The following is a 25,162-nucleotide window of genomic DNA, read 5'->3' as shown; positions in this document are numbered from 1 at the left end:
ATTTCATTCGTCTTTTTTCTTTGAAGCATGGAACCGGTGGGTAAAATATGCTAAAGTAAAGAGCAAATGAGTACCTTTGTACAAAAGAAAAGAGGAACAGACATGACAGATTACGATGTCATTGTAGTAGGCGGCGGAACAAGCGGGATGATGGCGGCTATTTCTGCTGCTGAAAATGGAGCTAAAGTTGCCGTAGTAGAAAAAAACAAAACGCTCGGCCGCAAATTGCTGGTCACTGGAGGCGGACGGTGCAATGTAACAAATAACCGCGATAAAGAAGAAATCGTAGCTCATATTCCTGGTAATGGCCGTTTTCTTTATAGTGCATTTCATCAATATGATAATTATGACATTATGAACTTTTTTCGATCCAATGGTGTTTCTTTAAAAGAAGAAGATCATGGTCGGATGTTTCCGACCACAGATAAATCCAGAACGGTTTTAGAAGCGTTGATTGAGATTATGGAACGTTTAGCGATTACCATTTATACGAATGCGCCAGTTGATACGTTCGTATTTAAAGAAGATAAAGTAGCGGGTTTGCGCTTGCAAGACGAACGCGAATTGTCGGCAAAAAGTGTCATTCTTTCAACCGGAGGACGAGCTATGCCTAGAACCGGTTCAACAGGCGACGGCTATAAATGGGCAAAACAAGCTGGACATAGTTTAAAGCCGCTCTATCCAACAGAAGTCCCGGTCTTATCGGATGAACCGTTCATCCAAGATAAAACGCTGCAAGGTCTTTCGTTGCGCGATATCGCTTTAAGCGTCCTGAATAAAAAAGGCAAAAAAGTGATCGCCCATCAAATGGATATGATTTTTACCCATTTTGGAATTTCTGGTCCTGCTGTTTTACGGTGTTCCATGTTTGTCCACCAAACGATGCAGCGCGATAAAACGGATTTTGTCACCATGACACTCGATGCATTGCCTGAGTTGACAAAAGGCGAACTTACCCAACGGTTCCAAAGCTTGGTAAAACATGAAGGAGAAAAAAGTATAAAAAATGCTTTAAAAGGGCTTGTGCCGGAACGGTATCTTTTGTTTGCTTTCACACGCCTTGGTATTGATGAAAACACTCCATTAAAACAGGTTCCTGCCGATCTTCAAACTGGGCTAATTGAGTTCTTAAAAGACTTCCGCTTTAGAGCGACCGGTACCTTACCGATTGAAAAAGCTTTTGTGACTGGCGGAGGCATCAACACAAAAGAAGTAAATCCTAAAACAATGGAAAGTAAATTAATGCAGGGGTTGTATTTTTCCGGAGAGATTTTGGACTACAACGGTTATACTGGCGGCTATAACATTACTGGAGCCTTCATTACTGGACGCGTTGCGGGGATGCACGCTGCTGCCCAAGCTTTAGCACACTAAAAAATAAGAAAAGCAGGACAAAAAGCCCACATTTGGCTTGTCCTGCTTTTCTTTAACCTATAAAGGTTATTTAACTTTTCTTCCATCTGATGTCTAGCAGTACAAGCTTGGCTCTCGGAAAAAACAGGAAGTCCTACCCCTTGCGCAGTATGCTCATTCCGGGTTGGACTTCCTGTTTTCCTGTCGAGCCAGAGCAGCTTGTACTGCTTTTCTATTTTTTAAGCTTCGATTTCAGCAAAAACAGCTGAAGTGAGCTGTTGCAAGTCTAATGGATCAAGTTCAACTTGCAATCCGCGTTTGCCTGCTGAAATAACGATTTTATCCATTTTTTCTGCATGTTTTGATAGGTACGTGGGAAAGAGTTTTTTCATACCAAGCGGCGAACAACCACCTCGGATATACCCTGTTGTCTTTTCTAATTCCGTTAATTTTAATAATTCAACACGTTTATTTCCGCTGACTTTCGCCAAAGCTTTTAAATTGATCTCACTGGCTCCCGGAATACAAGCTACGATTGCCCCCGTTTTGTCCCCGACCGTTACAATCGTTTTAAAAATCCACTCGCCAGGAACTTTTACTCCTTCAACTACTGCACTTGCGTCTAGGTGGTCTTCACTCCAAGGATACTCATGAAGTTGATAAGGTATGCCCGCTTTATCCAGCAGACGAATGGCATTCGTTTTTTGCTGCTTTGTTTTTTTCATTTATTTCTAACCTTCTTTAGCTCTTTCATTTGAGAATTATTTATTTTTTACGTATTACATATACTTTCAAATAATCTCCTTGAGAAAATGCAGGATTGATTTTGAAATCATCTGGCAAGGTATATTTTTCTTCTATTGTATAAGCAGTTTGTTGATTGTTAAAAGCTTCTTCAATAAATCCTTCGAACTTTTTAGTGGTAACATTCGCTGCATTCGTTGATGCAATAATGATGCCGTTGGATGCAGTCAATTGGATTATATCTTCCAGTAACAGACTATAATCTTTAACCGCACTGAATGTCCGTTTTTTTGAACGAGCAAAACTTGGCGGATCAACCACTACTACGTCAAAAAATAAGTGATGGCGAAGGGCGTATTTAAAGTAATCAAAAACGTCCATTACCCGAATAGTCTGATTAGCCGGATCAAGTCCATTCAATTCAAATTGTTCGATTGTTTTGGGTAAACTGCGTTTGGCTAAATCTACGCTGGTGGTTTCAGTTGCACCGCCCATTGCTGCAGCAACTGAAAAAGCCCCAGTATAACTAAATGTGTTTAGTACTGATTTGCCCATTGCGTAATTTTCCAATAAACTTTGACGAACGTCTCGTTGATCTAAGAAAATGCCTGTCATCAGCCCGTCATTTAAATAAGTAGCATACTTGATTCCATTTTCTTTGATTACCAAAGGCTCAGGTGCCGGTTTTCCGGCAATCAGATCTGTTGCTGGTTTAGCCTTAGTTTCAAAACGTAACTTCTCATAAATTCCTTGGTATTCTGGTACAACAGCTTCGAAAGCCGCTATGATTGTATCCCGGTGCTTATAAATTCCTTGACTGTACCATGAAATAACATAGTAATCTGCATAAAAATCAATCGTAATTCCGCCTAATCCATCGCCTTCTCCATTGAAAATACGATAAGCGGTCGTTTGTTCATTCAACTTGAAAATTGACCGGTGATCAATGGCTTCTTGAAAGAGATTTTCAAAAAAAGATTGATCAATTTTTACAGATGGCTGTGTAGTTAATATCCAACCATCGCCTTTATTTTGTTTCGCCAAGTAAGCAATCGCCACAAATTTTCTTTGTTCATCTATGCATTCTACCAACGTGCCTTCTGCTACTTTTGGTTCTTTAACGAAATCTTCCAATACCAGTAAAGGATACCCATTACGAGCACGTTCTGTTGCCCGTCTTTTTAACATATATTTTTCCACGATTGTTGAACTCCTTTTAAGTCTTTTTTTTTACAATAAAATGATTAAATTATAACTCCTACTCACTTTTTCTTTCTTTTTCAGCTCTTATTTTACAGTAGATCCAGTGGCTGACTATATAGAGCAGCAATCCTACTAGTGTTCCGGTCGTATTGAAAATCAAGTCATCTATATCAGCGATCCCTGTTTGAAATAAAAATTGCATGGTTTCAATTGAAAAAGATACACTAAAACCAATCAATAAAGTTTTAAAGAAAAAGGGCTTTTTTTTCATTAAATAAGCCGTACCAAACCCCATCGGGATGAACCAAAGGATGTTTCCATACAAATTATAATAATAGTCAAACAAAGTCACTCCTTCTGTCAGTTTAAAGGTATGAACAAAAGGCGTCAAATTAATTTGATCTAGAGATCGAATAGACAGTTCTACGTTCCCAATCCTGTTCTCTTCTCGAAAGACTGTTAAATGTACCAATAAAATGACATAAAAAATAAAGGTGCTTAAAATAACTTCTCGCCGGATGTTAAAAGCCTCTTTCTTCCTGTTGACAAAAATAAGATAAAGACTACGCCCCACTACCCAAAAGATAAAATAAAATAATGCTTGATCCAGACTATAAAAGATGAGCTCGATTAATGGAAAATGATTGATTGAATCTCCGAACATATTCTCTGTTAAGTCAAATAAACTTTGTAAAAAATACATTGTGAGGCAAAACCTCCCTTTATCTGATGTTCCTTATTATAACTTACTCTACGTCTTTTTTTGATTAAAATGAACAGAAACTTTACTTAAATTTAACCTTCTGTTAGATCAGCCTGTTCTAGCCGTCTTTTTCTTACGTTTGACTGGTATCATTCAGCTGTATGTGTAAAATAGTTCTCGAGATATTATTATTTTTTACTGGCAAAAAGAAAGAAGGCGTTCTATCATAAATGTATGCTTGACCGGCAAATACATAATTGAAAGAGGCCTTCTTATGAATAAGATTATATCAAAGGTTTACCAAATAATAAAGGATTCAAACAATTTAATAGAGACAGAAGAAGCTATTCAGGTTTATATGTATGAAGTATTTTCTGAATTAGTGGGAGATGTCTTCACTCATATCAATCAGGTGATCAAAGAGGAGAAACAACTTGAAGGTTGGAAAGTGAAACGAGAAGATTGGAAAACGGTCCAATTTATTTTCGGTCCCGTTCGGTACTATCGTACCTTAATGGTAGATCACACGGATCAGAATCATTATCCACTAGATGAGTGGTTAGGCATTCGAAAATATCAGCGTCATAGTCCATTAGTAGAAGTAAAAGTGGCTGAGTTGGCGAGTAAAGCTACTTATCGAGATACTGCAACTATGCTAAATGAATGGACGGCTGTCACAATCAGCCACCAAACAGTTGGCAGTCTTCTTAAACGCGTTGGATCAGCACAAGCACGTGAAGATGAAGAAAGCGTATTGGAGCTAGAAGAAGCAGCTGAATTACCAGAAGGGAAAAAAGTGGACTATTTCTATGCCGAAGCGGATGGCGTTTTTGTTCGTGGAACAGAAAAGAAAAAAAGCTTAGAAGTTCGTCATGCCATTCTTTACGAAGGCTGGAATAAAAACGGAAAACGCGTTTCCTTAAAGGAACCTAAAGCCATTATGACGACTAAAAAAACCGCTGGTTTTTGGGCAGAGGTTCAAGCCTTTACAGCGAATCATTATGCCTTACAACAAGCCCAAGTCATTACCAATAGTGACGGTGGACAAGGCTATACTGCAGATAGATTCCAAGAAGCTTTTTCTCAATCGAATTATCCCGTTCTCAATCAGCTAGACTCTTATCATGTCTTCCAAGGCTTGAATCGTGCATTTGGCGTGAAAACTAACGTTTTTAAACAGCAGGTCAAGCAAGCATTAAAGACGCATGATTTAGATCATTTAACTATTTGGCTGGATACGTATGAAAGTACGTTAGACGAAACAGCAGCAGTGGAAAAACTGAATACATTTAGAACCTATGTTTTACGGAATTGGGATCGGATTTTCGATTGGCGCGAAAAAGTAGAACAGGCTCCGAAAGGCGCCAGAGGATTAGGCGCAATGGAGTCGAATCAACGACACATCTCTTTTCGCATGAAAAAGCGAGGAATGCATTGGAGTGCAGAAGGTTGCGAAGCTATGGTAAAGGTAAAACAAGGGATGTTCAATCACACCTTGCGTGAAGACTATCTTCACCAACAAAATAGAAGTGCGAGACAACAACGCAAGCTGAACCAAACGGTTCGTTTATCGTCGTTATTGCATGAGAAAACACGGCAGTCAGTCGGGGCAAAGAATGGGATCATTCCATTGTATGCCTCTCGTTCATCGGCAATAGGACAATTAATTAAAAGTTTTCGTTAATTCCTGTCTTTTGGGAGAAGGTTCCTGGTTTTAGGAACGTTCTTCCAAAAGATGGGCCAGCAAGCGGCGGAGCCGTGCGGTAGCTGATGGGTGTACAAAAATAGAGTGCCTAAACTAGTGAAGGAATAGGACGCTCGAGAAAAACTTGACACAAACCATTCAGCTGATAAAATTGACTAACTTGTAAATTAGCTGTAAAATATAGAGTGATATCTTTTGAAGAAATCCAACCATTCAAAAAAAACATGAAATTTTTTCAATTCAAATAAAAGAACATCTATCCTGTTCTTCGTATTTTTAAGGAGGATTTAAATCAGTGACTAAACTAAAAAATATACTCAATACACGGCTCGGTTTCTTTTCTTTAGCAGTCGTTTTGTTTTGGGCAAAAACTTATCTCAGCTACACGAGGGAATTTTCACTCGGTGTTACCGGAGCAATGCAGCAATTTATCTTGTTCTTCAACCCGGTTGCTAGTACAGTTTTGTTCTTTTCTATCGCACTTTATTTTAAAAAGAGCAAGAAGGCGTACACTGCGCTATTTGTCATTTACTTTTTATTAAGTACTTTGTTATTCGCCAATATTCTCTATTACCGGGAATTTTCTGATTTTCTTGCCGTAACGACCATGCTGGGAGCAGGAAACGTAGCTGGCGGATTAGGTGCTAGTACAACAGCTTTATTGTCAGCCCGAGATATTTTTTATTGGATTGACTTTATTTTCTTATTAGGTCTGGTTTTGACCAAGAAAATCAAAATTGATATACGTCCATATAAAAAGCGTTCTGCTATTGCAATCACTACCTTGGCTGTTACTTTATTTGCAGGCAATCTTGCACTATCGGAAAGCAATCGTCCGCAACTATTAGCTCGTACATTTGACCGGAATTACATTGTAAAGTACTTAGGGATCAACTTCTTTACAATGTATGATGGCTATCAAACTGCTCAATCGAATCAGCATAAAGCAAACGCTGATGAATCTGATATGGAAGCCGTTCTTTCTTACCTAGATGACCATTATGCTGCACCAAATCCAGATATGTTTGGGATTGCTGAAAACCGCAATGTTATTTACTTGCATTTAGAAAGTTTCCAACAATTTCTGATTGATTACAAATTAGAAGATGAAAATGGTGAATTACACGAAGTTACTCCTTTCTTAAATAGTATTTACCATGATCAACAAACGCAAAGTTTTTCTAACTTGTTCCATCAAGTAGGACAAGGAAAAACGTCAGATTCTGAGATGTTGTTAGAAAACTCGTTATTCGGTTTACCGCAAGGCGGTGCATTTACCCAAGTCGGCGGCAGCAACACGTTTGAATCCGCTTCTCAAATTCTAGGTTCAGAAAAAGACTATACCAGTGCAGTGATGCACGGGAATGTTGGTTCATTCTGGAATCGAAACAACACATATAAACAAATGGGCGTCGATTACTTCTTTGATGCCAGTTATTATGATATGTCTGAAGGCAACACGCTGGAATATGGATTAAAAGATAAATTATTCTTTAAAGAATCTGTTCAATACTTGGAACAACTGCCTCAACCTTTTTATACTAAAATGATTTCTGTTTCCAATCACTTCCCATATCCTTTGGATGAAGCAAACGTTGACTTCAAACCTGCTCAAACAGCAGACGATACGATCAACAATTACTTTGTAACGGCTCATTATTTGGATCAAGCAGTTGAAGAATTTTTCAATTACCTGAAAGATTCTGGTCTGTATGAGAATTCTGTTATCGTCTTATACGGAGACCACTATGGTATTTCAAATTCAAGAAATAAAACATTAGCTCCTTTATTAGGTGAAGATCCTGAAACATGGGATGGCTACAATAATGATATGATGCAACGTATTCCGTTAATGTATCATATTCCTGGAACGACTAATGGAAAGATCAACGAACAATTCGGCGGACAAGTAGATATGCTGCCTACATTGATGCACTTACTAGGCGTGGAAACAAAAGACAATGTCATGTTGGGAACTGATTTATTCTCAGCAGATCATGATCAAACCGTCGCTTTCCGTAATGGTGATGTTGTTACACCTAAATATACCATTAACGGTTCAAACATTTATGATACAGCTACCGGCGAATTGATTGAAGAACCATCAGAAGAAGTCATCGCTGAAAAAGAAAAGCTGAAAGAAGCTGTAGCTACACAATTGAGCTTATCTGACAGTATTTTGAATAGTGATTTATTGCGTTTCTATACTCCTGAAGGATTAAAAGAAATTGATCCCGCTTCTTATGATTACCAGAACCAAATTGAACAATTAAAAACGATCAACGAAGAACTGGGCGATAAATCAACGAGTTTATATCATCTAAACGGTGGTCGCTCAACAGCTGATTTATATAAAACTAATGCTCCTGAGTTAAAAACCAATGATGAAGAAATACCAGTCGCTAGCGACGAACCCGTTGAAACAGAAACAACTAATTAATAAGAAAATCCGATGCACTCAGCTTAAAAGGCTAAGTACATCGGATTTTTTGAGTTCTTCATTTTCTGGCGTTGGTAAGAAAATTTCCTCCGAACTACGAGATTACTTGTGGAAAGCCATGGGACCGTTTTGAGCCAAAAAACGCATCTCAAAACTTACAAGTGTCAAACTTAGCGTAAGGGCTAAAGCCTAACGCTAAGTAATTCTCTTTGTATCCTTTACATGGCTACAAGCAACTCCCTATTCCTTCAAAAATTTTTGAGATATTTTCTAAATCATTTTGAATGAGAAGGAAATCAGTTTTATTACTGATCAACATCAAATGTTATACAACCATTTTTTTGTTTGCTGTTTTAGTTTGCTGAACGGTCTTCTTCAAAAGGAAAAACCAATGTAAATGTTGTCCCTTTTCTAGGTGTGCTCTCAACCGTGATTGTTGCTTCATGTAAATTCATCAGTTGTTGGACAATAGCTAGACCTAACCCTGACTCGCCATATAATGTATTTTTTCTAGAGACATCGGCTTTATAGTAACGTTCCCAAATGTTCTCCACTTCTTTTGCTTCCATTCCTATTCCAGAATCTTCAATAGTAATGATGCTTTCATATGGATTCATTCGACCTGTAAGCTTAATTTCTCCGTCTTTCGTGAATTGAATCGCATTTTGAATAAGGTTGACCATAATTTGAACAAAACGGTCATAGTCGGCGTAAATCTGCATATCTAGCGGACAGTCCAAAATCAGACGATCATTAGCTGTTTGGGCCTTGCTCGAAAGCTGTTCAACGATCATTTCCAATGCTTCATGTGCATTAAAGCTTTGTTTACGTAAAATGATTTGATTAGAACGGATTTTTTCATAATCTAAATTTTCATTTACTAAACGGATCAATCGACGGGTTTCATTGTGCATCAATTCAATACTCCGTTGCTTTTGATGTTCTGGTATCATATCGTGTTCCAGACCTTCCAACAGCCCGTTAATAGTAGTCAACGGCGTTCGCATCTCATGGGCAGCATCGGCCATAAATTGCCTACGCCGGTTTTCTTGGCGTTCAATTTCTTCTTGAGAACTCTTCAAAGAATTTACCATACTATTAAAATCACCAGCTAAATCATCAAATTCATCTCTGCCATGATTTTCCAATTGAATATCAAACCCGCCGCCCGCAACGGTATGAGTGGCTCGTCTTAATCGATTAATACGGTTCACTTGGTATTTAGCAAAAATCAAGCTGATGATAAACGCACCTAGAGAAGAAAATAAGAATGCACTAAAGAGATTGTTTCGCAAAGCCATCAAAGTAGCTTCAATCCCGCTGATAGGCGAACTAACAGCCACGAATCCTGAAAAGACTCCGTTATCCTGTGTGAAAAAAGGCAAATACACAATTGCCATTTGTTGATCATTGCCATAAAAGTCTTTTTGACGCACTGTTAAAGAAAGTCGTTTACCTGCTGCCAACTTTTTCAGGTCTTGTTCTGAAAGACCGCTTGAATAGGCCTTATCCGTCTTAGGATAAATCATTAGGTCTTTATTGCTGAATACACTGACTGTCACTCCTTGGTTACTCAACACCAGCTGTCCATTATCGAGCTGGTCTTGTTGCAAGCCGCTTGAAATCAACGCCTCAGCATAGCCGTATAATTGCTTCTCTGTATTTCCATAGGTTGTATTTCGAGCAAATTGCAAAAATGAAAAGCCCATAATAACCAGCAACGTTAAGATCACAGCAAAAAAAGCTAACATTTGTTGATAAAAATATTTCAACTTCATTTACTCTACCTCAGTATCGTCAAATTTATATCCTACTCCCCAAACAGTTTGAATGACTTGAGGACCGTTTTTATCGATTTTCTGTCTTAATTTTTTTATATGTGCATCTACTGTACGCTCATCTCCAAAATACTCGTAATCCCAAATCATAGTCAATAATTGTTCTCGTGAAAAAACTTGTTTAGGATTCTTGGCAAGTGTATACAATAATTCAAACTCTTTTGGGGTCAATCCCTCAATTTCTTGATCATACAAAAAAGCTTCTCGTGTCTTTTTATCTATTTTTAAATGCTTGGTTTCAATTTCATAGGGTCTTTCTAGTTCGTCATTATTTTCTCGGCTTAAGTTTGCGCGTCTCGTTAAGGCTTTGATTCGAGCAATCAAAGTTAACGGACTGAATGGTTTGGTGACATAATCATCCGCCCCCATTTCTAATCCGATCACTTGGTCGCTTTCGGAATCTTTAGCAGTCAACATAATAATGGGAATTGTTTTTGAAACCTTACGTATTTCGCGGCAAATTTGCATGCCATCCATACTGGGTAAATTCAAATCAAGAATAACGAGATCCCAACTTTCATTATCTGCAAGAAAAATATCTAATCCTTCTTTTCCATCTTGGATAAAGCTTGCTTCCCACTGTTCTTTTTGAAAAAACATTTCCATCATTTCACAAACCGATGAATTATCTTCTATCATAATTATTTTCATTTTAAGAAGCCTCTCTTTTCTTTAACTCTGACTTTAGTTTAGTATACACTTTTTTGAAAGGCAAATGAACGATAAACTTATGATTCATTTTAAGCCCACTACTTTGCTTTTTTCGTATAGAAATGGACTGATATCGCACAGTACAAAAACGCTGCTTCTTTTAAGAGGCAGCGCTTCGAGTAATAGAAATAAACTTACTTGCTTCTTCATTTATTAATAGGACGTATTTTGTTTGCTTTCTTTAAATGAAGAGCTTGCACTTGTTGTACTTCTTTTTCCTTGTAAAAAATCAACCTCATCCACCAGCAGTTCAATAACAAAAATAGTTTCTTCTTCTTTGCTCAAATAAGACCTTGATTGAATGCGTCCAGTCAATCCCACCAAGTCTCCTTTTTCACAATAGATCTGCAGCAATTTAGCTACTTGGCCCCAAGCAACAATAGGGATAAAATCGGCTTGTTGTCCTTGCTCGCTTTTGAAATTGCGTTTTACTGCCAGCGTATTGTTTAGCACAATTTTTCCTTCTCCTACTTCTTTTACTTCAATTTCTCTGACCAGCCGACCGACTAAATTGGTTTGATTCATTTCTTCTCCTCCTTGTCTTCTTTCCTTTCACATTGATTATCTGCTAAAAACAAATCATTTCACTTTTTTTAACAAAAAAAACACCAAAAATCGGAACATACTCCTTATTTGGCGTTTCTTATTTTTAATTGTTTATTTAATTATCCATTGACGATAGTCGGCTTAGTAAAGTAACTAAAGATGTGGCCCCAAGTTGACATATCAAAAATAGCAAAAGGGTTGCCGTCTCCCAAAATACCGTATCCTACCATTATGCCAAGAATTAAAGCGATAGCGATCAAGACAAGAACAAGTAAAACTTTTAATACAAATGACACCATTTGCGTTGCGATTCTCTCTTTTGTCACGATCTCACCTCATTTTCCGGAATTTTTTTACATACTGAATTTTTTCTTAGTCATATTTTCTAATAAAATACCCGTTCCTAGTGCAACAGAATCTAAAGGCTGTTCAGCCACAAAGACAGGTACTTTTAATTGTTCAGCAAAAAGCTGGTCAATACCGTCTAGTAAAGCTCCTCCACCGGTTAAAATGATTCCGCGATCAATAATATCAGCAGACAATTCAGGCGGGGTTTGTTCTAAAACGTCTTTTGCTTGTTGAACCAGCAACGCCATGGATTCTGCTGTAGCTTCTTGAACTTCGCTGGATTTAATGGTAATCGTTCTTGGAAGACCGCTGACCATGTCGCGTCCTCTAACATCCATAGAATCATCACGATGATCAGGAAAAACTGTGCCTACTTCCATTTTGATTGATTCAGCTGTACGTTCACCGATCATTAATTTGTAGTTTTTCTTCACAAATTGAGTGATTTCATTATCCATCCGATCTCCTGCTACTTTCAGCGAACGGCTCGTTACAATTCCTCCCATAGAAAGGACGGCGATATCAGTTGTTCCGCCACCGATATCAATGACCATATTTCCGCTTGGTTGGAAGATATCCATCCCAGCACCAATTGCAGCAACTTTAGGCTCTTCTTCAAGGAAAACATTTTTCCCTCCGCTTTTTTCTGCTGCTTCAATGATTGCTTTCTGCTCAATTGCTGTAATATTTGTTGGACAGCAAATTAAAATGTTTGGTTTAGATAAAAATCCTTTTACATTTAATTTATCAATAAAGTGAGTTAACATAGCTTCGGTAATATCAAAGTCAGCAATAACTCCACCATCTAAAGGACGAATAGCACGAATGTTGCCAGGCGTACGTCCGACCATTAAGTATGCTTCTTCTCCAACCGCTAAGACACGATTGGTTTTAGTGTCGATTGCAACTACTGAAGGTTCGTTTAACACGATTCCTTTTCCTTTTACATGAATCAATACATTGGCCGTTCCTAAATCGATTCCTATGTCTTTCGCCATTACTACGTTCTCCTCTCAAGCTCTTGTTCAATTTATAGCAAGTTTTTTGTACTAGCCACCTAATTTATAATTATAGCATGTTTCAACTTAATCTGAAATGATGTTTTAAAAAAATCATTATTTGCTTGACTTTTTTAATAAATCTATAACTAAGCAGAGCGGGACAAGCCCGCTAGACATTGAATACAAAAAAATTATCCAATTCTACTTTATTAAAAAAACTGGAATAAACGCCTTTAAAGGCAAATTCATTCCAGTTTTTGTTCGTTTGTTATCCGTTAAATAAAGTACTCAATTCTTCCTCTTTTAAAACGTGGGAAGCTGTTTCATCGATTCGTTCAATATCTGCACCCAGTTTTTGAAGTTTTTTATGAAACTCATAATAACCGCGATCTAAGTATTCTAAATGTGTGACTCTAGTATACCCTTCAGCAATCATACCGGCAATAATCAAAGCTGCTGCTGCTCTTAAATCGGTTGCCGCAACTTCAGCTCCTTGCAATTTAGCAGGACCGTAAATCACTAACGTTTGGTTCTCCACAGTAAACGATCCGTTCATTTTACGAAGTTCTTCCATATGCATATAACGATTTTCAAATACCGTTTCTTTCATTGTACTTGTGCCTTCAGCTGCCACCTGTGCAATGGTGATTTGAGCTTGCATATCAGTTGGGAAACCTGGATGCGGCATCGTTTTAACATCTGTAGCTTTCAATTTTTCAGGCCCAATCACACGTAAGCCATTTTTTTCTTCGATAAATTGAACACCCATTTCTGTTAATTTTGAGATCAATGGTTTATTGTGTTCAGAGACAGCATCTTCAATAAAAATATTGCCTTTTGTCGTTGCTGCAGCTACCATAAATGTTCCTGCTTCAATACGATCAGGAATAATGCTATGGTCCGTACCGACTAGTGTTTCAACTCCTTCGATCCGGATTGTTTCTGTTCCGGCTCCGAAGACTTTAGCACCCATTCGATTTAAGAAGTTCGCTAAATCAACAATTTCAGGTTCACGAGCGACGTTTTCAATGGTCGTAATGCCTTCTGCTAATGTAGCAGCCATCATAATGTTTTGCGTTGCTCCCACACTCGGGAAGTCTAAGTAAATGCGAGCCCCTTTTAATGTATCTGCGAAAGCTTCGATATAGCCATTTTCAATATGTACTCTGGCACCCATCGCTTCGAATCCTTTTAAATGTAAATCAATTGGTCGCGTTCCAATCGCACAGCCACCTGGTAATGCAACTTTAGCATGACCTAGTCGTGCTAAAAGCGGGCCCATCACAACAATTGATGCACGCATTTTACTAACATATTCAAATGGAGCTTCAAAGTTCAATTCTCCTGAAGCATCTAATGTAATTTCTTTATTGGTTTCATTAAAATCAACGGTCAAATTTAAATGGTGTAAAACTTCATTTATTGTAAAAACATCTGACAAAATCGGTACATTGCTTAATTTGCTTTGTCCTTTACTTGCCAGGATAGATGCTGCTAAAATGGGTAAAACAGCATTTTTTGCGCCTTCTACTTTTACTGTTCCTTCAAGACGTTTACCGCCACGAATAATCATCTTTTTCATGATTCTATCCCTCCGAAATTTCTGTTGCCAACTACCTAAGCCTGTCGCTCTAACAATTTACAGCAATCTTGTATATTATAGCATAGAAGTCAGCTTACTTTCAATTCTTTAATTTCTGACATGAAAAATTAGAACAAAAAGATTAAGTTTCTTGACATCAGAATAAATTCTATCACAAATGAACTTACCGTATACCCAATTGTAATCGATAAAAACAAGTAAATTAGTTTTGCTTGTCCAATATGATTTTTTTTGATCCACTTTTCAATCATTAAGGCTTTTAACGCCCAAAAAGATACCAATATGAAAAAAATATGAGATACGATACTAATCAACGCTTGAATACCTATAAAACTCATTTCTTTACTCCTCTTTTATTTATTTTAGCACACTCTTTTTCTAAAAGATATTTTCAAGTTTTGCCCAGCTCTTCTCTTTAACATCTTATAAGCCTTTAAATCACAACTAGAAAAAAACTCCGCAGCTTTTTTACTGGGAGTTTTTTCCATCTATTCCTACTATTCCTATCAGTTACTGATTGTGTTTGGAAACAGAAATACGATTAATTGCTTTACGTAAAGAGATTTCTGCTCGTTTTTGTTGTTTTTGATTGTGAACAGAATCCGCTTTGCGAAGTTGTTCTTCTGCACGGTGTTTAGCTGCAAAAGCACGCTCTACATCTATATCACGTGCTCTTTCCGCACTATCAGCAATAATGGAACAAACATTATCACGCATTTCCATTATTCCGCCATTTACAGCAATCAAGTCTTCAGCATTAGTAGAGATCCGTTCGATACGGACGCCATTAATGGTCAACGGTACAATAATAGGTGTATGACCAGGAAGAATGCCTAGCTCTCCATCGGTGGAGCGCACAATTACTCTGCTTGCCCGATGGTTATAGACAATACCCGCTGGAGTCACAATTTGTACTTGTAATTCCGCCATTTGGGTTGCCTCCTTTATTAGTGCCCAGCTGCCTCAGCTTTTTCAACTACTTCTTCAATACGTCCAACATTCCGGAAAGCATCTTCTGGTAAATCATCGTAGCGTCCTTCTAATATTCCTCTAAAGCCGCGAATCGTTTCTGCAATCGGAACATATGAGCCCGGGATTCCAGTAAAGGCTTCAGCTACATGGAAGTTTTGAGATAAGAAGAATTGAATACGGCGAGCACGCGAAACAATGATTTTTTCACTATCGGATAATTCATCCATCCCAAGGATAGCAATAATATCTTGTAATTCACGGTACCGTTGCAAGAGTCGTTGAACTTCTGTAGCAGTCTGGTAATGTTCTTCACCAACAATTTCAGGTGCTAAAGCACTTGAAGTCGAAGCCAGTGGGTCTACTGCTGGGTAAATCCCTTGTTCTGTTAATTTACGTTCAAGGTTCGTTGTTGCATCTAAATGGGCGAAAACTGTTGCAGGGGCTGGATCCGTATAGTCATCTGCTGGCACATAAATCGCTTGGATCGATGTGATCGAACCTTTATTCGTTGAAGTAATACGTTCTTGTAATTGACCCATTTCAGTTGCCAAGGTAGGCTGGTATCCAACTGCAGACGGCATCCGGCCAAGTAAAGCCGATACTTCTGAACCTGCTTGTGTGAACCGGAAAATATTGTCGATGAAAAGCAGTACGTCTTGTCCTGCTTCGTCACGGAAATATTCAGCAATTGTTAAGCCTGTCAAAGCGACACGCATCCGTGCACCCGGTGGCTCATTCATTTGTCCAAAGACCATAGCTGTTCTTTCAATTACGCCTGATTCTTGCATTTCAAAATACAAGTCGTTCCCTTCACGTGTTCGTTCACCAACGCCGGCAAAAACTGAAATACCGCCGTGTTCTTCAGCGATGTTGTGAATCAGTTCTTGGATCAACACCGTTTTACCTACACCAGCTCCACCAAATAGACCGATTTTTCCGCCTTTTAAATAAGGAGCTAATAAATCGATAACTTTGATGCCTGTTTCAAGAATAGAAGTATTGCTGCTCAATTCATCGAAAGCAGGAGCGAAGCGGTGAATAGGATCACGACGAACATCTTCCCCAAAAGGTTCTTTTAAATCAATAGTATCGCCTAAAACGTTAAACATGCGGCCAAGTGTTTCTTCTCCTACAGGAACCGAAATCGGTTTGCCTGTATCCATTACTTTCATTCCGCGTTGCAATCCATCTGTTGATTCCATGGCGATCGTTCTTAAGACACCATTTCCTAATTGCAAAGCTACTTCTAAAACAATTGTATTTTCTTTTCTTGCATCGTGTTCTTTGTCTTCGGTTGTTTCTTTTTTTACTACAAGAGCATGATTGATTTCAGGTATTTCTTCATTTACAGGAAATTCCACATCAACAACCGGTCCAATAACTTGAACGATTTGACCACTTCTCATTCATTTTCCCTCCATTCATTACTCTATCCTAATGCAGAAGCTCCGCCTATGATTTCAGTAATTTCTTCTGTTATCGCAGCTTGACGAGCCCGATTGTAATGCACGGTTAAGTCATCAATAATGTCATTTGCATTATCTGTTGCACCTTTCATCGCCGTCATACGAGCCGCATGTTCAGCAGCTTTTGCATCTAGAATAGCACCATAAATCAAACTTTCAGCATACTGCGGCAACAAAATATCCAGAATTTCTTCCTTTGAAGGCTCATATAAATAATCACTTTCATATTCCACTGTTTCTGTGGGATCCAGATTATTTAATGGCAACATTTTGTCAGCACGGTACTCAAAAGAGATGGTGTTGATGTGGTGGTTGTAACAAACATACAACTCATCAAATACTTCATTTTTATACATTTCTGTTGCTGTCCGGGCAATGCCTCGAACTTCATCAAATGTCGGCTGGTCGCTAATGTCATTTAATTCATAAGCTACGTTCATTCCTCTTGATTTAAAGAAATCCCCTGCCGTACTGCCGACAGCCATGAAAATATATTCATCTGGCGAAGAATGGTCTTTTTGGATCATATCTATGGTTGCTTTAATAATCGAGCTATTATAGCCGCCAGCCAAACCTTTATCAGAGCTGATCACGATATAACCTGTTTTTTTAACTGGTCGTTCGATCAGCATGTCGTGAAAATCGATATTCGAAGGTGAATTGGTCCCAATTAAATGACTATCTTCAATTATTGCTAATTGAGTATGCGCTAAATGGGTAACAATTTCTCTCACTTTCTTAGCGTATATCTGAAAGCCGCTGGCTGTTTGTTCAGCCTTAGATAATTTGGCTCCTGACACCATCTGCATAGCATTTGTGATTTGACTTGTTTTTTTAGTTGATGCAATTTTTTTGGTAATGTCATTTAAAGACTCTGCCATTTTTACTCACCGCCTTTACATTGTATCTGTAATGTAACTTGAATTATCAGTATCGATGGCATTTGTGAAAAAGTTGTCCGCAAAATCAGAGATAATAGCATCTAATTTGTCACTTTCCGGCAAATCTTTTGTTTCATGGATCTCATCTATTATTTCTTGGTGTTGGTTATCAACATAATCATAAAATTCTCTTTCAAATCTTCCTAACTCGCTGACACGAATCGTGTCAAGGAACCCATGAGTTAAAGCATAGAAAATCAGTACTTGTTTTTCGACACTGATAACTTCATGCAACCCTTGTTTTAAGACTTCAACAGTCCGGTGCCCACGGTTCAATTTAGCTTGTGTAGCGGCATCTAAATCAGATCCAAATTGAGTAAATGCTTCTAATTCACGGAAACTGGCTAAATCTAACCGAAGCGTGCCCGAAACTTTTTTCATTGCTTTTATTTGAGCTGCTCCCCCTACACGTGAAACCGACAAACCGGCTGCAATAGCGGGTCTGATACCAGAATAGAATAGATCACTTTCTAAGAATATCTGCCCATCTGTAATGGAAATCACATTTGTCGGAATATAAGCAGAAATATCTCCAGCTTGTGTTTCAACAAATGGAAGAGCTGTAATTGAACCGCCGCCTAATTCTTTATTTAACTTGGCAGCTCTTTCTAGCATCCGTGAATGCAAGTAAAATACATCCCCCGGATAAGCTTCACGACCTGGTGGACGACGTAGCAGCAAAGACAGTTCACGGTAAGCTGCCGCTTGTTTAGTTAAATCATCAAAAACGATTAAAACGTGCTTGCCGTTGTACATAAATTCTTCAGCCATGGCTAAGCCTGAATAAGGAGCAATATACAACAACGGTGCTGGCTGTGAAGCACTTGCCGTCACGATCGTCGTATATTCCATAGCGCCGTATCGTTTCAGTGTCTCAGCTTGCGCACGGACAGTTGATTCTTTTTGACCAATTGCTACGTAAATACAAATCGTATCTTTACCTTTTTGATTAATGATCGCATCGATGGCCAAACTGGTCTTCCCAGTTTTACGGTCTCCAATCACCAATTCACGTTGTCCACGTCCGATTGGCACAAGCGCATCGATGGCTTTGATACCTGTTTGTAGAGGTTCATTAACAGATTGACGTTCCATTACACCAGGAGCAGCATTTTCAACCGGACGCATTTTTGTCGTATTGATTTCGCCCAAACCATCAACTGGTTGGCCTAACGAGTTGACTACCCGTCCGATCATAGCTTCTCCTACTGGTACTTCCATAATCCGCCCAGTTCGTTTAACGGTATCCCCTTCAACGATTCCTTCAAATTGACCTAGGATAATGATCCCGACATCATTTGTTTCTAAGTTCTGAGCCATTCCAAAAACGCCATTAGAAAATTCAAGTAGTTCTCCGGACATCGCATTCTCTAATCCGTAAGCTCGAGCAATACCATCTCCGACATAACTGACTGTTCCAACTTCGTCAACAACCAACTCATTACGAAAACCTTCAATTTGTTGCTTAATGAGCGAACTGATTTCTTCAGCTTTTAACCCCATAAATTTTCACCTCTTCAGCTATTTCTTTCCTTCATTATTTAATTAATTGTTTCTTTAGATTTTCTATATTTGAACGAATACTGCCATCAAAAACTTTGTTTTCAATTTCAATGACCACTCCGCCTAAAATCTTTTCATCTTTTACTTTATTCAATAAAATCTTTTTTGCATTGAATTTTTTAGAAAATACTTCTTTGATTCGTTCTTCCTGCTCTTTTTCTAAAGGAACAGCTGTTGTAACTTTCGCTACAACTGTGCGATTTTCATGGTCATATAACAATTCGTACTCGTGAATAATTGTTAACATATCTCCCATTCTCCGAAAATCATAAATCGTTTGAACAAAGCTTTTTACATCTGGTGTAAAATCTTTAGTCAAATCTGTTAAAATTTTTTCTTTATCAACTTGTGCAACATCTCGATTGTTAAAAAAATCACTTATATTAGGGTTGCCAGAATAAATCTGGCGAACGTCCATTAGATTGTCGAAAACAACGTCTTCTGTTCCTTTTTCAATTGAATCGTAATAAAAAGCTTTGGCTAATTGGCCGGAATCCATATCTCTATTTAGTCTCATCTACATCCGCCAGCCTTTCAATGTATTCATTGATCAATTCAGCGTGACCTTCAGTTGTTAATTCTTTGCCGATCAATTTTTCAGCAATTTGAATAGACAAGGCGCTGACATCATTACGTACACTGGCTAAAGCCATTTGTCGTTCATTTTCAATTTCTTTCTTTGCATCCGTTTTTAATCGAGAGGCTTCTACTCTGGCTGCTGCCAATAATTCTTTTTCTGCACTTTCAGCAGATTCTCTAGCTTTATTTAACACTGTGGCTGCTTCTGCCCGTGTCTTATCTAATTTTTCTTGACGTTCTGCAGCTAGGCGTTCAGCTTCGTTTTTGGCAATTTCAGCATTTTCTATGTTACTTGCAATGTTTTGTTCCCGTTGTTCCATAATATTCATCAACGGTTTCCATGCAAATTTCTTTAATAAAACCATCAAGAGTAAAAACGATACTAGTACAACAATTGTATCCCCTGCAGTTGTTGCTCCTAAAACTAACTGTTTGAACATTATTTTTCACTTCCTTCTCGTATTCAGTTTAACTATCTGCGAAAAAGGTAGAGATCCCCTTGCCAGCTCCACCCTTACCTCAAATTTATTTGATTGATGTCAGCCGGTAATTTATTTCGCCTTATTAACTAAATACAAGAATAAATGCGATAACAACTGCCATGATTGGAATAGCCTCTACTAAACCAACACCGATATACATTAACGTTTGAAGTTGACTTTTCATTTCTGGTTGACGAGCGATAGATTCGATTGTTTTTGAAATAACTTTACTTGAACCAAATGCGGCTCCGATCGCTGCACCTGCGATTGCGATTGCTGCTCCAATTAAACCCATAATAATTTCCTCCTAATTTTTAAATCATTTTTTCTTATTCTTATTGTGCTTCGTGTTCGACTTTGTGTGAAATATAGACCATTGTCAAAGTTGTAAAGACAAAGGCTTGAATACTTCCAATGAAGATAGAAAAACCTTGCCATACCATCTCTAACGGAATTCCTACAATCCAAGTAAAGACGCCAAAACTTTGTGCTAGTGTTGCAATTAATCCTAATAAGATTTCACCTGCATAAATATTTCCATAGAGCCGCAAAGCCAGTGTCAGAGTATTTGTAAACTCTTCAAATAACTTGATTGGCAATAAGAAAGGTACTGGTCTTACGAAACTATTCATGAAATATTCTTTAAACCCTTGTTCCCTTACACCAAAGTAGTTGGAAAGAACAATAATCATAAACGCTAAAGACAAGGTGACGATTGGATCAGCTGTTGGACTTTTCCAAAGCTGTTGCCCGTTAAGATTTAGTACCAAAGGTAATCCCATCATATTTGAAACAAATACAAACATAATCAAAGTAAACCCTAGAAGGCCAAATTTATCTCCTTGTTCTTTCGACATTGAACTAGAAATAATATTTCGAACAAAATCGACTACCCATTCAATAAAATTTTGCTTACCAGTTGGTTTAAGTTGCATGTTTCTCGTACAAATAAAAGCGACTAAAAAAACGATAACGCATGCTGAAATGGTTGTAACTAGATTCGTTACATTAAAACTTAAACCAAATAAATGCAGTATTGGAGATTCATGTTCCACAACGTTCACCTCTTTTCCATAATTAAACTGTTTCCACGCTTCAACAAAGCTTCGTAAACTATCAAAAGGGTGTATGTAATTTCCCTCTACATTTTTCAAGCTTAAGACTAATTTTACCATACTTTTTACTTTCTTTCCTATATAAAGTCCCTCCGAATTAGTGCCTTTTAAAACTTTTAAATAGAAAAATGAAAAGAGCATGGTTTTTTCTTGCAGCCTTGTTGACAAATGTTATCTTACCACCATTTAGATTAAAACACAAAACATTGTGAAAAAATATTATGTTTTCATGAAAGTTTCATGACCCTCCTTTTTCAACTTTTTTTATACTACTATTTCCGGAATGGTTTTGTTGAATCCGTCACTTTTTATGTTCCTTATTAAACGGTTCTTTATCGAATTGTGTTGGTCATGCTTAATAATGAAATTTCCTCCGGAATTTACGCTTCTACTTGCAAGAGCCATGGGAACGACTGGAGCCTTACATGTCTCCAGCCTTTCAAGCCTTGTCATGGCTGTTGCTGCTTCAGCAGTTTTACAGACATGATACACTTGGGCGCATGCCCACAGTGCTTCGTTTTTAAGAATCCTTTACATGGCTGCAAGGAGCCGCTATTCCTCCGAAAATTTCAAGTTGTGGAATATACTCATTCTTCTTACCAACATTAAAAATAATAGAACCTATTAAACAACCGTTTTTCACCTAAATTCTGTTTTCAATATAAAAAATAAAAAAATCTCAAAAAAGAAAAAATTCTTTTTTGAGATTTTTTTATTTTAAAGTGTTCCGAATAAACGATCACCAGCATCGCCTAAGCCAGGTAAAATATACCCATTTTCATCTAATTTTTCATCTAAAGCTGCAGTGTAAATATCAACATCCGGATGTGCTTCTTCTAAAGCTTGTACGCCCTCTGGAGCTGCTACGATACAAACAAATTTGATTGAGCTTGCGCCACGTTTTTTTAATGCATCAATTGCAGCAATAGCTGAACCGCCTGTGGCTAACATTGGATCGACTACTAGTAATTGACGATCTTTAATATCTGACGGCAATTTAACAAAATATTCAACTGCTTCCAAGGTTTCATGATCACGGTACATCCCTACGTGTCCAACTTTTGCTGCAGGAATCAAATCTAAGGTCCCGTCGACCATACCTAAACCGGCTCTTAAAATTGGAATAATCGCAACTTTTTTACCTGCTAATTGTTTTTGTGTTGTTTTAATTAAAGGCGTTTCGATTTCAACATCTTGCAAAGGCATGTCTCTTGAAACTTCGTATGCCATTAGACGCGCAATTTCATTTACGGCTTCTCTAAAATCTTTTGTGCCAGTATTTTTGTCGCGCAGAATTGTAACTTTATGTTGGATCAATGGATGGTTTATCACATGAAATTTTCCCATAATCTTCAGCCCTCATTTTCTATAGATTTCAAACACTTCCATTGTAAAGGAAAATCAAATTAAAGGCTAGCAGTTTCCTATCTTTTCTAAAAAAATACTCTTGCAAAAAGCAGCTTCAGATAAATACAGGTATTCTGCTGTTATCTGAAGCTGCTTTTTTGTTCTCTTATGCTATTTTTTCACGTATAACGGATTTTGCTTCGTTAAAGCTAAAACTGTTTTTTTAATTTCTTCGCGTTTTTCAAGCTGTTCTTTTGCCTTTAAGGTTTCTACGATCAGTTCCGCTACCTTTTTAGAATCGGCTTCATCAAAACCTCGTGTTGTAATTGCCGGCGTTCCAATTCGGATTCCGCTTGTTTTAAATGGGCTCAGTGTTTCAAACGGTATAGTATTTTTATTGACTGTGATACCTACTTCATCCAATAAAGCTTCTGCTTCTTTCCCATTTAATCCAAATTGAGTAACTTCAAACAACAATAAGTGGTTATCCGTTCCGTCACTGATCAAATGACCCGGCGATGCATTAAACACGGCTTCCATCGCTTTAGCATTTTTGATCACTTGGATAGCGTATTCTTTAAATTCAGGTGTCATCGCTTCTTTTAATGCAACAGCTTTTCCAGCAATCACATGTTCCAGCGGACCTCCTTGAATGCCCGGGAAGATGGCACTATTCAAAGCTTTTCCATACTGTTCTTTCGCTAAAATCATTCCTCCGCGCGGACCTCTTAAAGTCTTATGAGTCGTTGTTGTAACAACATCTGCATATGGAACCGGATTTTGATGCGCTCCGGCAGCAATCAGTCCAGCAATATGAGCCATATCGACCATTAAATACGCACCTACTTCATCTGCGATTTCACGGAATTTGGCAAAATCAATTGTTCTGGAGTAGGCACTGCCTCCTGCAATGATCATTTTAGGCTGATGCTTTATTGCTTGTTGACGGACAGCGGCATAATCAATTACTTCATGCTCTTTATCGACTCCATAAGCGACAAAATCATATGTTTTTCCGCTAAAATTGACTGGAGAGCCGTGGGTTAAATGCCCACCATGCGTCAAATCCATTCCTAATACTTTATCGCCCGGTTCTAAAAATGCATTAAAAACAGCCATATTTGCGCTGGAACCTGAATGCGGTTGTACGTTAGCATATTCTGCTCCAAAGAGTTCTTTTGCACGGTCAATCGCTAAGTTTTCCACTACATCAATGTATTCACAACCGCCGTAATACCTTTTTCCTGGATAACCTTCTGCATATTTATTTGTTAAAATACTGCCTTGAGCTGCCAGTACACCTTCTGAAACAAAATTTTCAGAAGCAATCAACTCAATATTATTTTCTTGGCGATTTTTTTCCTGGTCTATCGCATCAAATACATCTTTATCAAATTCTCTAAAATCCATTTTCAACTCACACCCTTAAGTAGAATATATTCAGTATAGCATGTCTCTTTCTGTTTTACTTTACTGAAAATAATGGTTCCCGGCTGCTTTTTCCAACCGGTTCATATAAGCATCCCCTAATCCTTCAGCTTCATGCGCTTCAGCCAAGATCACTGTGGCTTCTGTTGTTTCAAAATAACGCAAACCGGCATACAACAATTTGGCTGCATCAGCAATTCCGTCTTTTTTCCCTAGAGAAAATGTATCCGTTACTGTTGTTTCAAAGAAACGAATGCACTCTTCATTAGCTAACAGCCCAACTTTTTCACCTTGCAGTTGGTAATAGTCAATGGCTTTTTGCCACTGATCGTTTGACCCTTTAACGATAACTACCGGTTCGTTTGGTGAATAGTGTTTGTATTTCATTCCTGGAGCTTTAGGTTTTTCTTCTTTAGAAACCTGATGACGGTCAGTGTCTATCGGACCAATAACGGCTTCTATCACTTCTCTTGTCATTGCGCCAGGTCTTAAAATAACTGGATTCTTAGGATCTGTCATATCTAAAACAGTCGATTCTAATCCAACTCCTGTTTTACCGCCATCCAATACACCGGCAATCTTTTCGTGCAAATCGTGGTAAACATGCTGAGCGGTTGTCGGGCTTGGTTTCCCTGAAGTATTCGCACTCGGTCCTACTAGCGGTTTTCCTGTTGCTTTGATTAGCGCAAGTGTTGCTGTATTATCCGGCATACGCATAGCTACGCTTTCTAAACCGCCAGTTACGGTTTTAGAAAAGACTCCCGGTTTTGTACGGAAAATAATGGTTAACGGACCTGGCCAATATTTTTCCATCAATTTTTGTGCAGCAAACGGAACTTCTGCTACGTATTTTTTTACTTCGGCCATTGAAGCGACATGGACAATCAATGGATTATCGCTGGGCCGTCCTTTAGCAGCATAAACTTTTTTTACGGCTGTTTCATCTTGTGCATTGGCACCTAATCCATAGACTGTTTCAGTAGGAAACGCTATTAATTCTCCTTCATTCAACAATTGTGCAGCTTTTTCAATTTCATTCAATTGAAATATCTTGGTGTCCATAGCCTCACCTCC

24 protein-coding genes are annotated in these 25,162 nt (G+C 38.1%); 3 read left to right on the top strand and 21 right to left on the bottom strand.

Features of this window, described 5'->3' with window-relative positions:
- Positions 1–102: 102 nt before the first annotated feature.
- Entirely contained in the window at positions 103–1,374 is a 1,272-nt protein-coding gene (locus BR87_RS11600; RefSeq protein ID WP_035032418.1) for a BaiN/RdsA family NAD(P)/FAD-dependent oxidoreductase, read from the top strand.
- A 218-nt stretch (positions 1,375–1,592) separates the two neighbouring features.
- Here BR87_RS11600 and ybaK read toward each other — a convergent pair whose 3' ends face one another.
- Genes ybaK through BR87_RS11585 form a run of 3 tightly spaced genes read right to left on the bottom strand, consistent with a single transcriptional unit; the run spans position 1,593 to position 4,003 of the window.
- On the bottom strand, positions 1,593–2,078 hold the full coding sequence (ybaK, locus tag BR87_RS11595) for a Cys-tRNA(Pro) deacylase (RefSeq protein ID WP_035032415.1): 486 nt from the start codon (positions 2,076–2,078) through the stop codon (positions 1,593–1,595).
- Positions 2,079–2,118: 40 nt separating this feature from the next.
- Positions 2,119–3,297: a class I SAM-dependent rRNA methyltransferase gene (locus BR87_RS11590; protein ID WP_035032412.1), complete on the bottom strand. Its 1,179-nt coding sequence runs from the start codon at positions 3,295–3,297 to the stop codon at positions 2,119–2,121.
- 58 nt (positions 3,298–3,355) lie between these two features.
- Positions 3,356–4,003 (bottom strand): VanZ family protein, encoded by a 648-nt coding sequence (locus BR87_RS11585; RefSeq protein WP_035032409.1) that lies wholly within the window; start codon positions 4,001–4,003, stop codon positions 3,356–3,358.
- Positions 4,004–4,277: 274 nt separating this feature from the next.
- Between BR87_RS11585 and BR87_RS11580 the strand changes: the two genes are divergently transcribed.
- Together BR87_RS11580 and BR87_RS11575 are read left to right on the top strand one after the other, a co-directional pair.
- Complete coding sequence (locus BR87_RS11580; protein WP_035027845.1) at positions 4,278–5,687, top strand: ISLre2 family transposase; 1,410 nt, start codon at positions 4,278–4,280, stop codon at positions 5,685–5,687.
- A 316-nt stretch (positions 5,688–6,003) separates the two neighbouring features.
- A complete protein-coding gene (locus tag BR87_RS11575) occupies positions 6,004–8,148 on the top strand; it encodes an LTA synthase family protein (RefSeq protein WP_035032406.1) in 2,145 nt (714 codons plus the stop codon).
- A gap of 353 nt (positions 8,149–8,501) precedes the next feature.
- Here the strand turns inward: BR87_RS11575 and BR87_RS11570 are convergent, their stop codons facing one another.
- The 18 genes from BR87_RS11570 to BR87_RS11485 all read right to left on the bottom strand — a co-directional run bounded on the left by BR87_RS11570 (position 8,502) and on the right by BR87_RS11485 (position 25,150).
- Positions 8,502–9,926 (bottom strand): ATP-binding protein, encoded by a 1,425-nt coding sequence (locus BR87_RS11570; protein ID WP_425304601.1) that lies wholly within the window; start codon positions 9,924–9,926, stop codon positions 8,502–8,504.
- Positions 9,927–10,637 (bottom strand): response regulator transcription factor, encoded by a 711-nt coding sequence (locus tag BR87_RS11565; RefSeq protein WP_035032403.1) that lies wholly within the window; start codon positions 10,635–10,637, stop codon positions 9,927–9,929.
- A 213-nt stretch (positions 10,638–10,850) separates the two neighbouring features.
- Complete coding sequence (locus tag BR87_RS11560) at positions 10,851–11,222, bottom strand: single-stranded DNA-binding protein (protein ID WP_051929863.1); 372 nt, start codon at positions 11,220–11,222, stop codon at positions 10,851–10,853.
- Between the two features lie 140 nt (positions 11,223–11,362).
- Positions 11,363–11,569 (bottom strand): DNA-directed RNA polymerase subunit beta, encoded by a 207-nt coding sequence (locus BR87_RS11555; RefSeq protein WP_035032400.1) that lies wholly within the window; start codon positions 11,567–11,569, stop codon positions 11,363–11,365.
- A gap of 27 nt (positions 11,570–11,596) precedes the next feature.
- Positions 11,597–12,589: a rod shape-determining protein MreB gene (gene mreB / locus BR87_RS11550; protein WP_035032397.1), complete on the bottom strand. Its 993-nt coding sequence runs from the start codon at positions 12,587–12,589 to the stop codon at positions 11,597–11,599.
- Between the two features lie 271 nt (positions 12,590–12,860).
- On the bottom strand, positions 12,861–14,174 hold the full coding sequence (gene murA, locus BR87_RS11545) for a UDP-N-acetylglucosamine 1-carboxyvinyltransferase (RefSeq protein WP_035032394.1): 1,314 nt from the start codon (positions 14,172–14,174) through the stop codon (positions 12,861–12,863).
- Between the two features lie 128 nt (positions 14,175–14,302).
- The gene (locus BR87_RS11540) at positions 14,303–14,533 is read right to left on the bottom strand and encodes a DUF1146 family protein (protein WP_035032391.1); all 231 of its coding nucleotides are present in this window, start codon (positions 14,531–14,533) and stop codon (positions 14,303–14,305) included.
- Between the two features lie 172 nt (positions 14,534–14,705).
- A complete protein-coding gene (locus tag BR87_RS11535; protein WP_035032389.1) occupies positions 14,706–15,125 on the bottom strand; it encodes a F0F1 ATP synthase subunit epsilon in 420 nt (139 codons plus the stop codon).
- A 17-nt stretch (positions 15,126–15,142) separates the two neighbouring features.
- A complete protein-coding gene (atpD, locus tag BR87_RS11530; protein WP_035032386.1) occupies positions 15,143–16,573 on the bottom strand; it encodes a F0F1 ATP synthase subunit beta in 1,431 nt (476 codons plus the stop codon).
- 23 nt (positions 16,574–16,596) lie between these two features.
- Positions 16,597–17,514, bottom strand: a complete 918-nt coding sequence (locus tag BR87_RS11525; protein WP_035032382.1) for a F0F1 ATP synthase subunit gamma — start codon at positions 17,512–17,514, stop codon at positions 16,597–16,599.
- Positions 17,515–17,529: 15 nt separating this feature from the next.
- Complete coding sequence (gene atpA / locus BR87_RS11520; protein ID WP_035032380.1) at positions 17,530–19,077, bottom strand: F0F1 ATP synthase subunit alpha; 1,548 nt, start codon at positions 19,075–19,077, stop codon at positions 17,530–17,532.
- A 34-nt stretch (positions 19,078–19,111) separates the two neighbouring features.
- On the bottom strand, positions 19,112–19,654 hold the full coding sequence (gene atpH / locus BR87_RS11515) for an ATP synthase F1 subunit delta (protein ID WP_035032378.1): 543 nt from the start codon (positions 19,652–19,654) through the stop codon (positions 19,112–19,114).
- Complete coding sequence (gene atpF, locus BR87_RS11510; RefSeq protein WP_035032375.1) at positions 19,641–20,156, bottom strand: F0F1 ATP synthase subunit B; 516 nt, start codon at positions 20,154–20,156, stop codon at positions 19,641–19,643. The genes atpH and atpF overlap by 14 nt, the downstream gene beginning before the upstream one ends.
- A gap of 124 nt (positions 20,157–20,280) precedes the next feature.
- Positions 20,281–20,493, bottom strand: coding sequence for a F0F1 ATP synthase subunit C (gene atpE, locus BR87_RS11505; protein ID WP_035032372.1), 213 nt, complete (start codon positions 20,491–20,493; stop codon positions 20,281–20,283).
- Positions 20,494–20,533: 40 nt separating this feature from the next.
- On the bottom strand, positions 20,534–21,253 hold the full coding sequence (gene atpB, locus BR87_RS11500; protein ID WP_035033238.1) for a F0F1 ATP synthase subunit A: 720 nt from the start codon (positions 21,251–21,253) through the stop codon (positions 20,534–20,536).
- 777 nt (positions 21,254–22,030) lie between these two features.
- Positions 22,031–22,660, bottom strand: coding sequence for a uracil phosphoribosyltransferase (gene upp / locus BR87_RS11495; protein ID WP_035032371.1), 630 nt, complete (start codon positions 22,658–22,660; stop codon positions 22,031–22,033).
- Positions 22,661–22,831: 171 nt separating this feature from the next.
- Positions 22,832–24,070 (bottom strand): serine hydroxymethyltransferase, encoded by a 1,239-nt coding sequence (gene glyA, locus BR87_RS11490; RefSeq protein ID WP_035032355.1) that lies wholly within the window; start codon positions 24,068–24,070, stop codon positions 22,832–22,834.
- 60 nt (positions 24,071–24,130) lie between these two features.
- Positions 24,131–25,150 (bottom strand): L-threonylcarbamoyladenylate synthase, encoded by a 1,020-nt coding sequence (locus BR87_RS11485; RefSeq protein ID WP_035032353.1) that lies wholly within the window; start codon positions 25,148–25,150, stop codon positions 24,131–24,133.
- Positions 25,151–25,162 lie beyond the last annotated feature (12 nt).

The sequence above is a fragment of the Carnobacterium mobile DSM 4848 genome (assembly GCF_000744825.1).
In the GTDB taxonomy this organism is placed as follows: Bacteria; Bacillota; Bacilli; order Lactobacillales; family Carnobacteriaceae; genus Carnobacterium_A; species Carnobacterium_A mobile.
The sequence above is the reverse complement of the archived record's forward strand: the minus strand, read 5'-3'. Positions and strand labels throughout refer to the sequence as shown.

What these genes read in the sequence shown, in the direction of transcription:
- BR87_RS11600 (WP_035032418.1), top strand. Translation starts at nt 103, where the DNA reads ATGACAGATTACGATGTCATTGTAGTAGGCGGCGGAACAAGCGGGATG.
- ybaK (WP_035032415.1), bottom strand. Translation starts at nt 2,078, where the DNA reads ATGAAAAAAACAAAGCAGCAAAAAACGAATGCCATTCGTCTGCTGGAT.
- BR87_RS11585 (WP_035032409.1), bottom strand. Translation starts at nt 4,003, where the DNA reads ATGTATTTTTTACAAAGTTTATTTGACTTAACAGAGAATATGTTCGGA.
- BR87_RS11580 (WP_035027845.1), top strand. Translation starts at nt 4,278, where the DNA reads ATGAATAAGATTATATCAAAGGTTTACCAAATAATAAAGGATTCAAAC.
- BR87_RS11570 (WP_425304601.1), bottom strand. Translation starts at nt 9,926, where the DNA reads ATGAAGTTGAAATATTTTTATCAACAAATGTTAGCTTTTTTTGCTGTG.
- BR87_RS11565 (WP_035032403.1), bottom strand. Translation starts at nt 10,637, where the DNA reads ATGAAAATAATTATGATAGAAGATAATTCATCGGTTTGTGAAATGATG.
- BR87_RS11560 (WP_051929863.1), bottom strand. Translation starts at nt 11,222, where the DNA reads ATGAATCAAACCAATTTAGTCGGTCGGCTGGTCAGAGAAATTGAAGTA.
- mreB (WP_035032397.1), bottom strand. Translation starts at nt 12,589, where the DNA reads ATGGCGAAAGACATAGGAATCGATTTAGGAACGGCCAATGTATTGATT.
- murA (WP_035032394.1), bottom strand. Translation starts at nt 14,174, where the DNA reads ATGAAAAAGATGATTATTCGTGGCGGTAAACGTCTTGAAGGAACAGTA.
- BR87_RS11540 (WP_035032391.1), bottom strand. Translation starts at nt 14,533, where the DNA reads ATGAGTTTTATAGGTATTCAAGCGTTGATTAGTATCGTATCTCATATT.
- BR87_RS11535 (WP_035032389.1), bottom strand. Translation starts at nt 15,125, where the DNA reads ATGGCGGAATTACAAGTACAAATTGTGACTCCAGCGGGTATTGTCTAT.
- atpD (WP_035032386.1), bottom strand. Translation starts at nt 16,573, where the DNA reads ATGAGAAGTGGTCAAATCGTTCAAGTTATTGGACCGGTTGTTGATGTG.
- BR87_RS11525 (WP_035032382.1), bottom strand. Translation starts at nt 17,514, where the DNA reads ATGGCAGAGTCTTTAAATGACATTACCAAAAAAATTGCATCAACTAAA.
- atpA (WP_035032380.1), bottom strand. Translation starts at nt 19,077, where the DNA reads ATGGGGTTAAAAGCTGAAGAAATCAGTTCGCTCATTAAGCAACAAATT.
- atpH (WP_035032378.1), bottom strand. Translation starts at nt 19,654, where the DNA reads ATGAGACTAAATAGAGATATGGATTCCGGCCAATTAGCCAAAGCTTTT.
- atpF (WP_035032375.1), bottom strand. Translation starts at nt 20,156, where the DNA reads ATGTTCAAACAGTTAGTTTTAGGAGCAACAACTGCAGGGGATACAATT.
- atpE (WP_035032372.1), bottom strand. Translation starts at nt 20,493, where the DNA reads ATGGGTTTAATTGGAGCAGCAATCGCAATCGCAGGTGCAGCGATCGGA.
- upp (WP_035032371.1), bottom strand. Translation starts at nt 22,660, where the DNA reads ATGGGAAAATTTCATGTGATAAACCATCCATTGATCCAACATAAAGTT.
- glyA (WP_035032355.1), bottom strand. Translation starts at nt 24,070, where the DNA reads ATGGATTTTAGAGAATTTGATAAAGATGTATTTGATGCGATAGACCAG.
- BR87_RS11485 (WP_035032353.1), bottom strand. Translation starts at nt 25,150, where the DNA reads ATGGACACCAAGATATTTCAATTGAATGAAATTGAAAAAGCTGCACAA.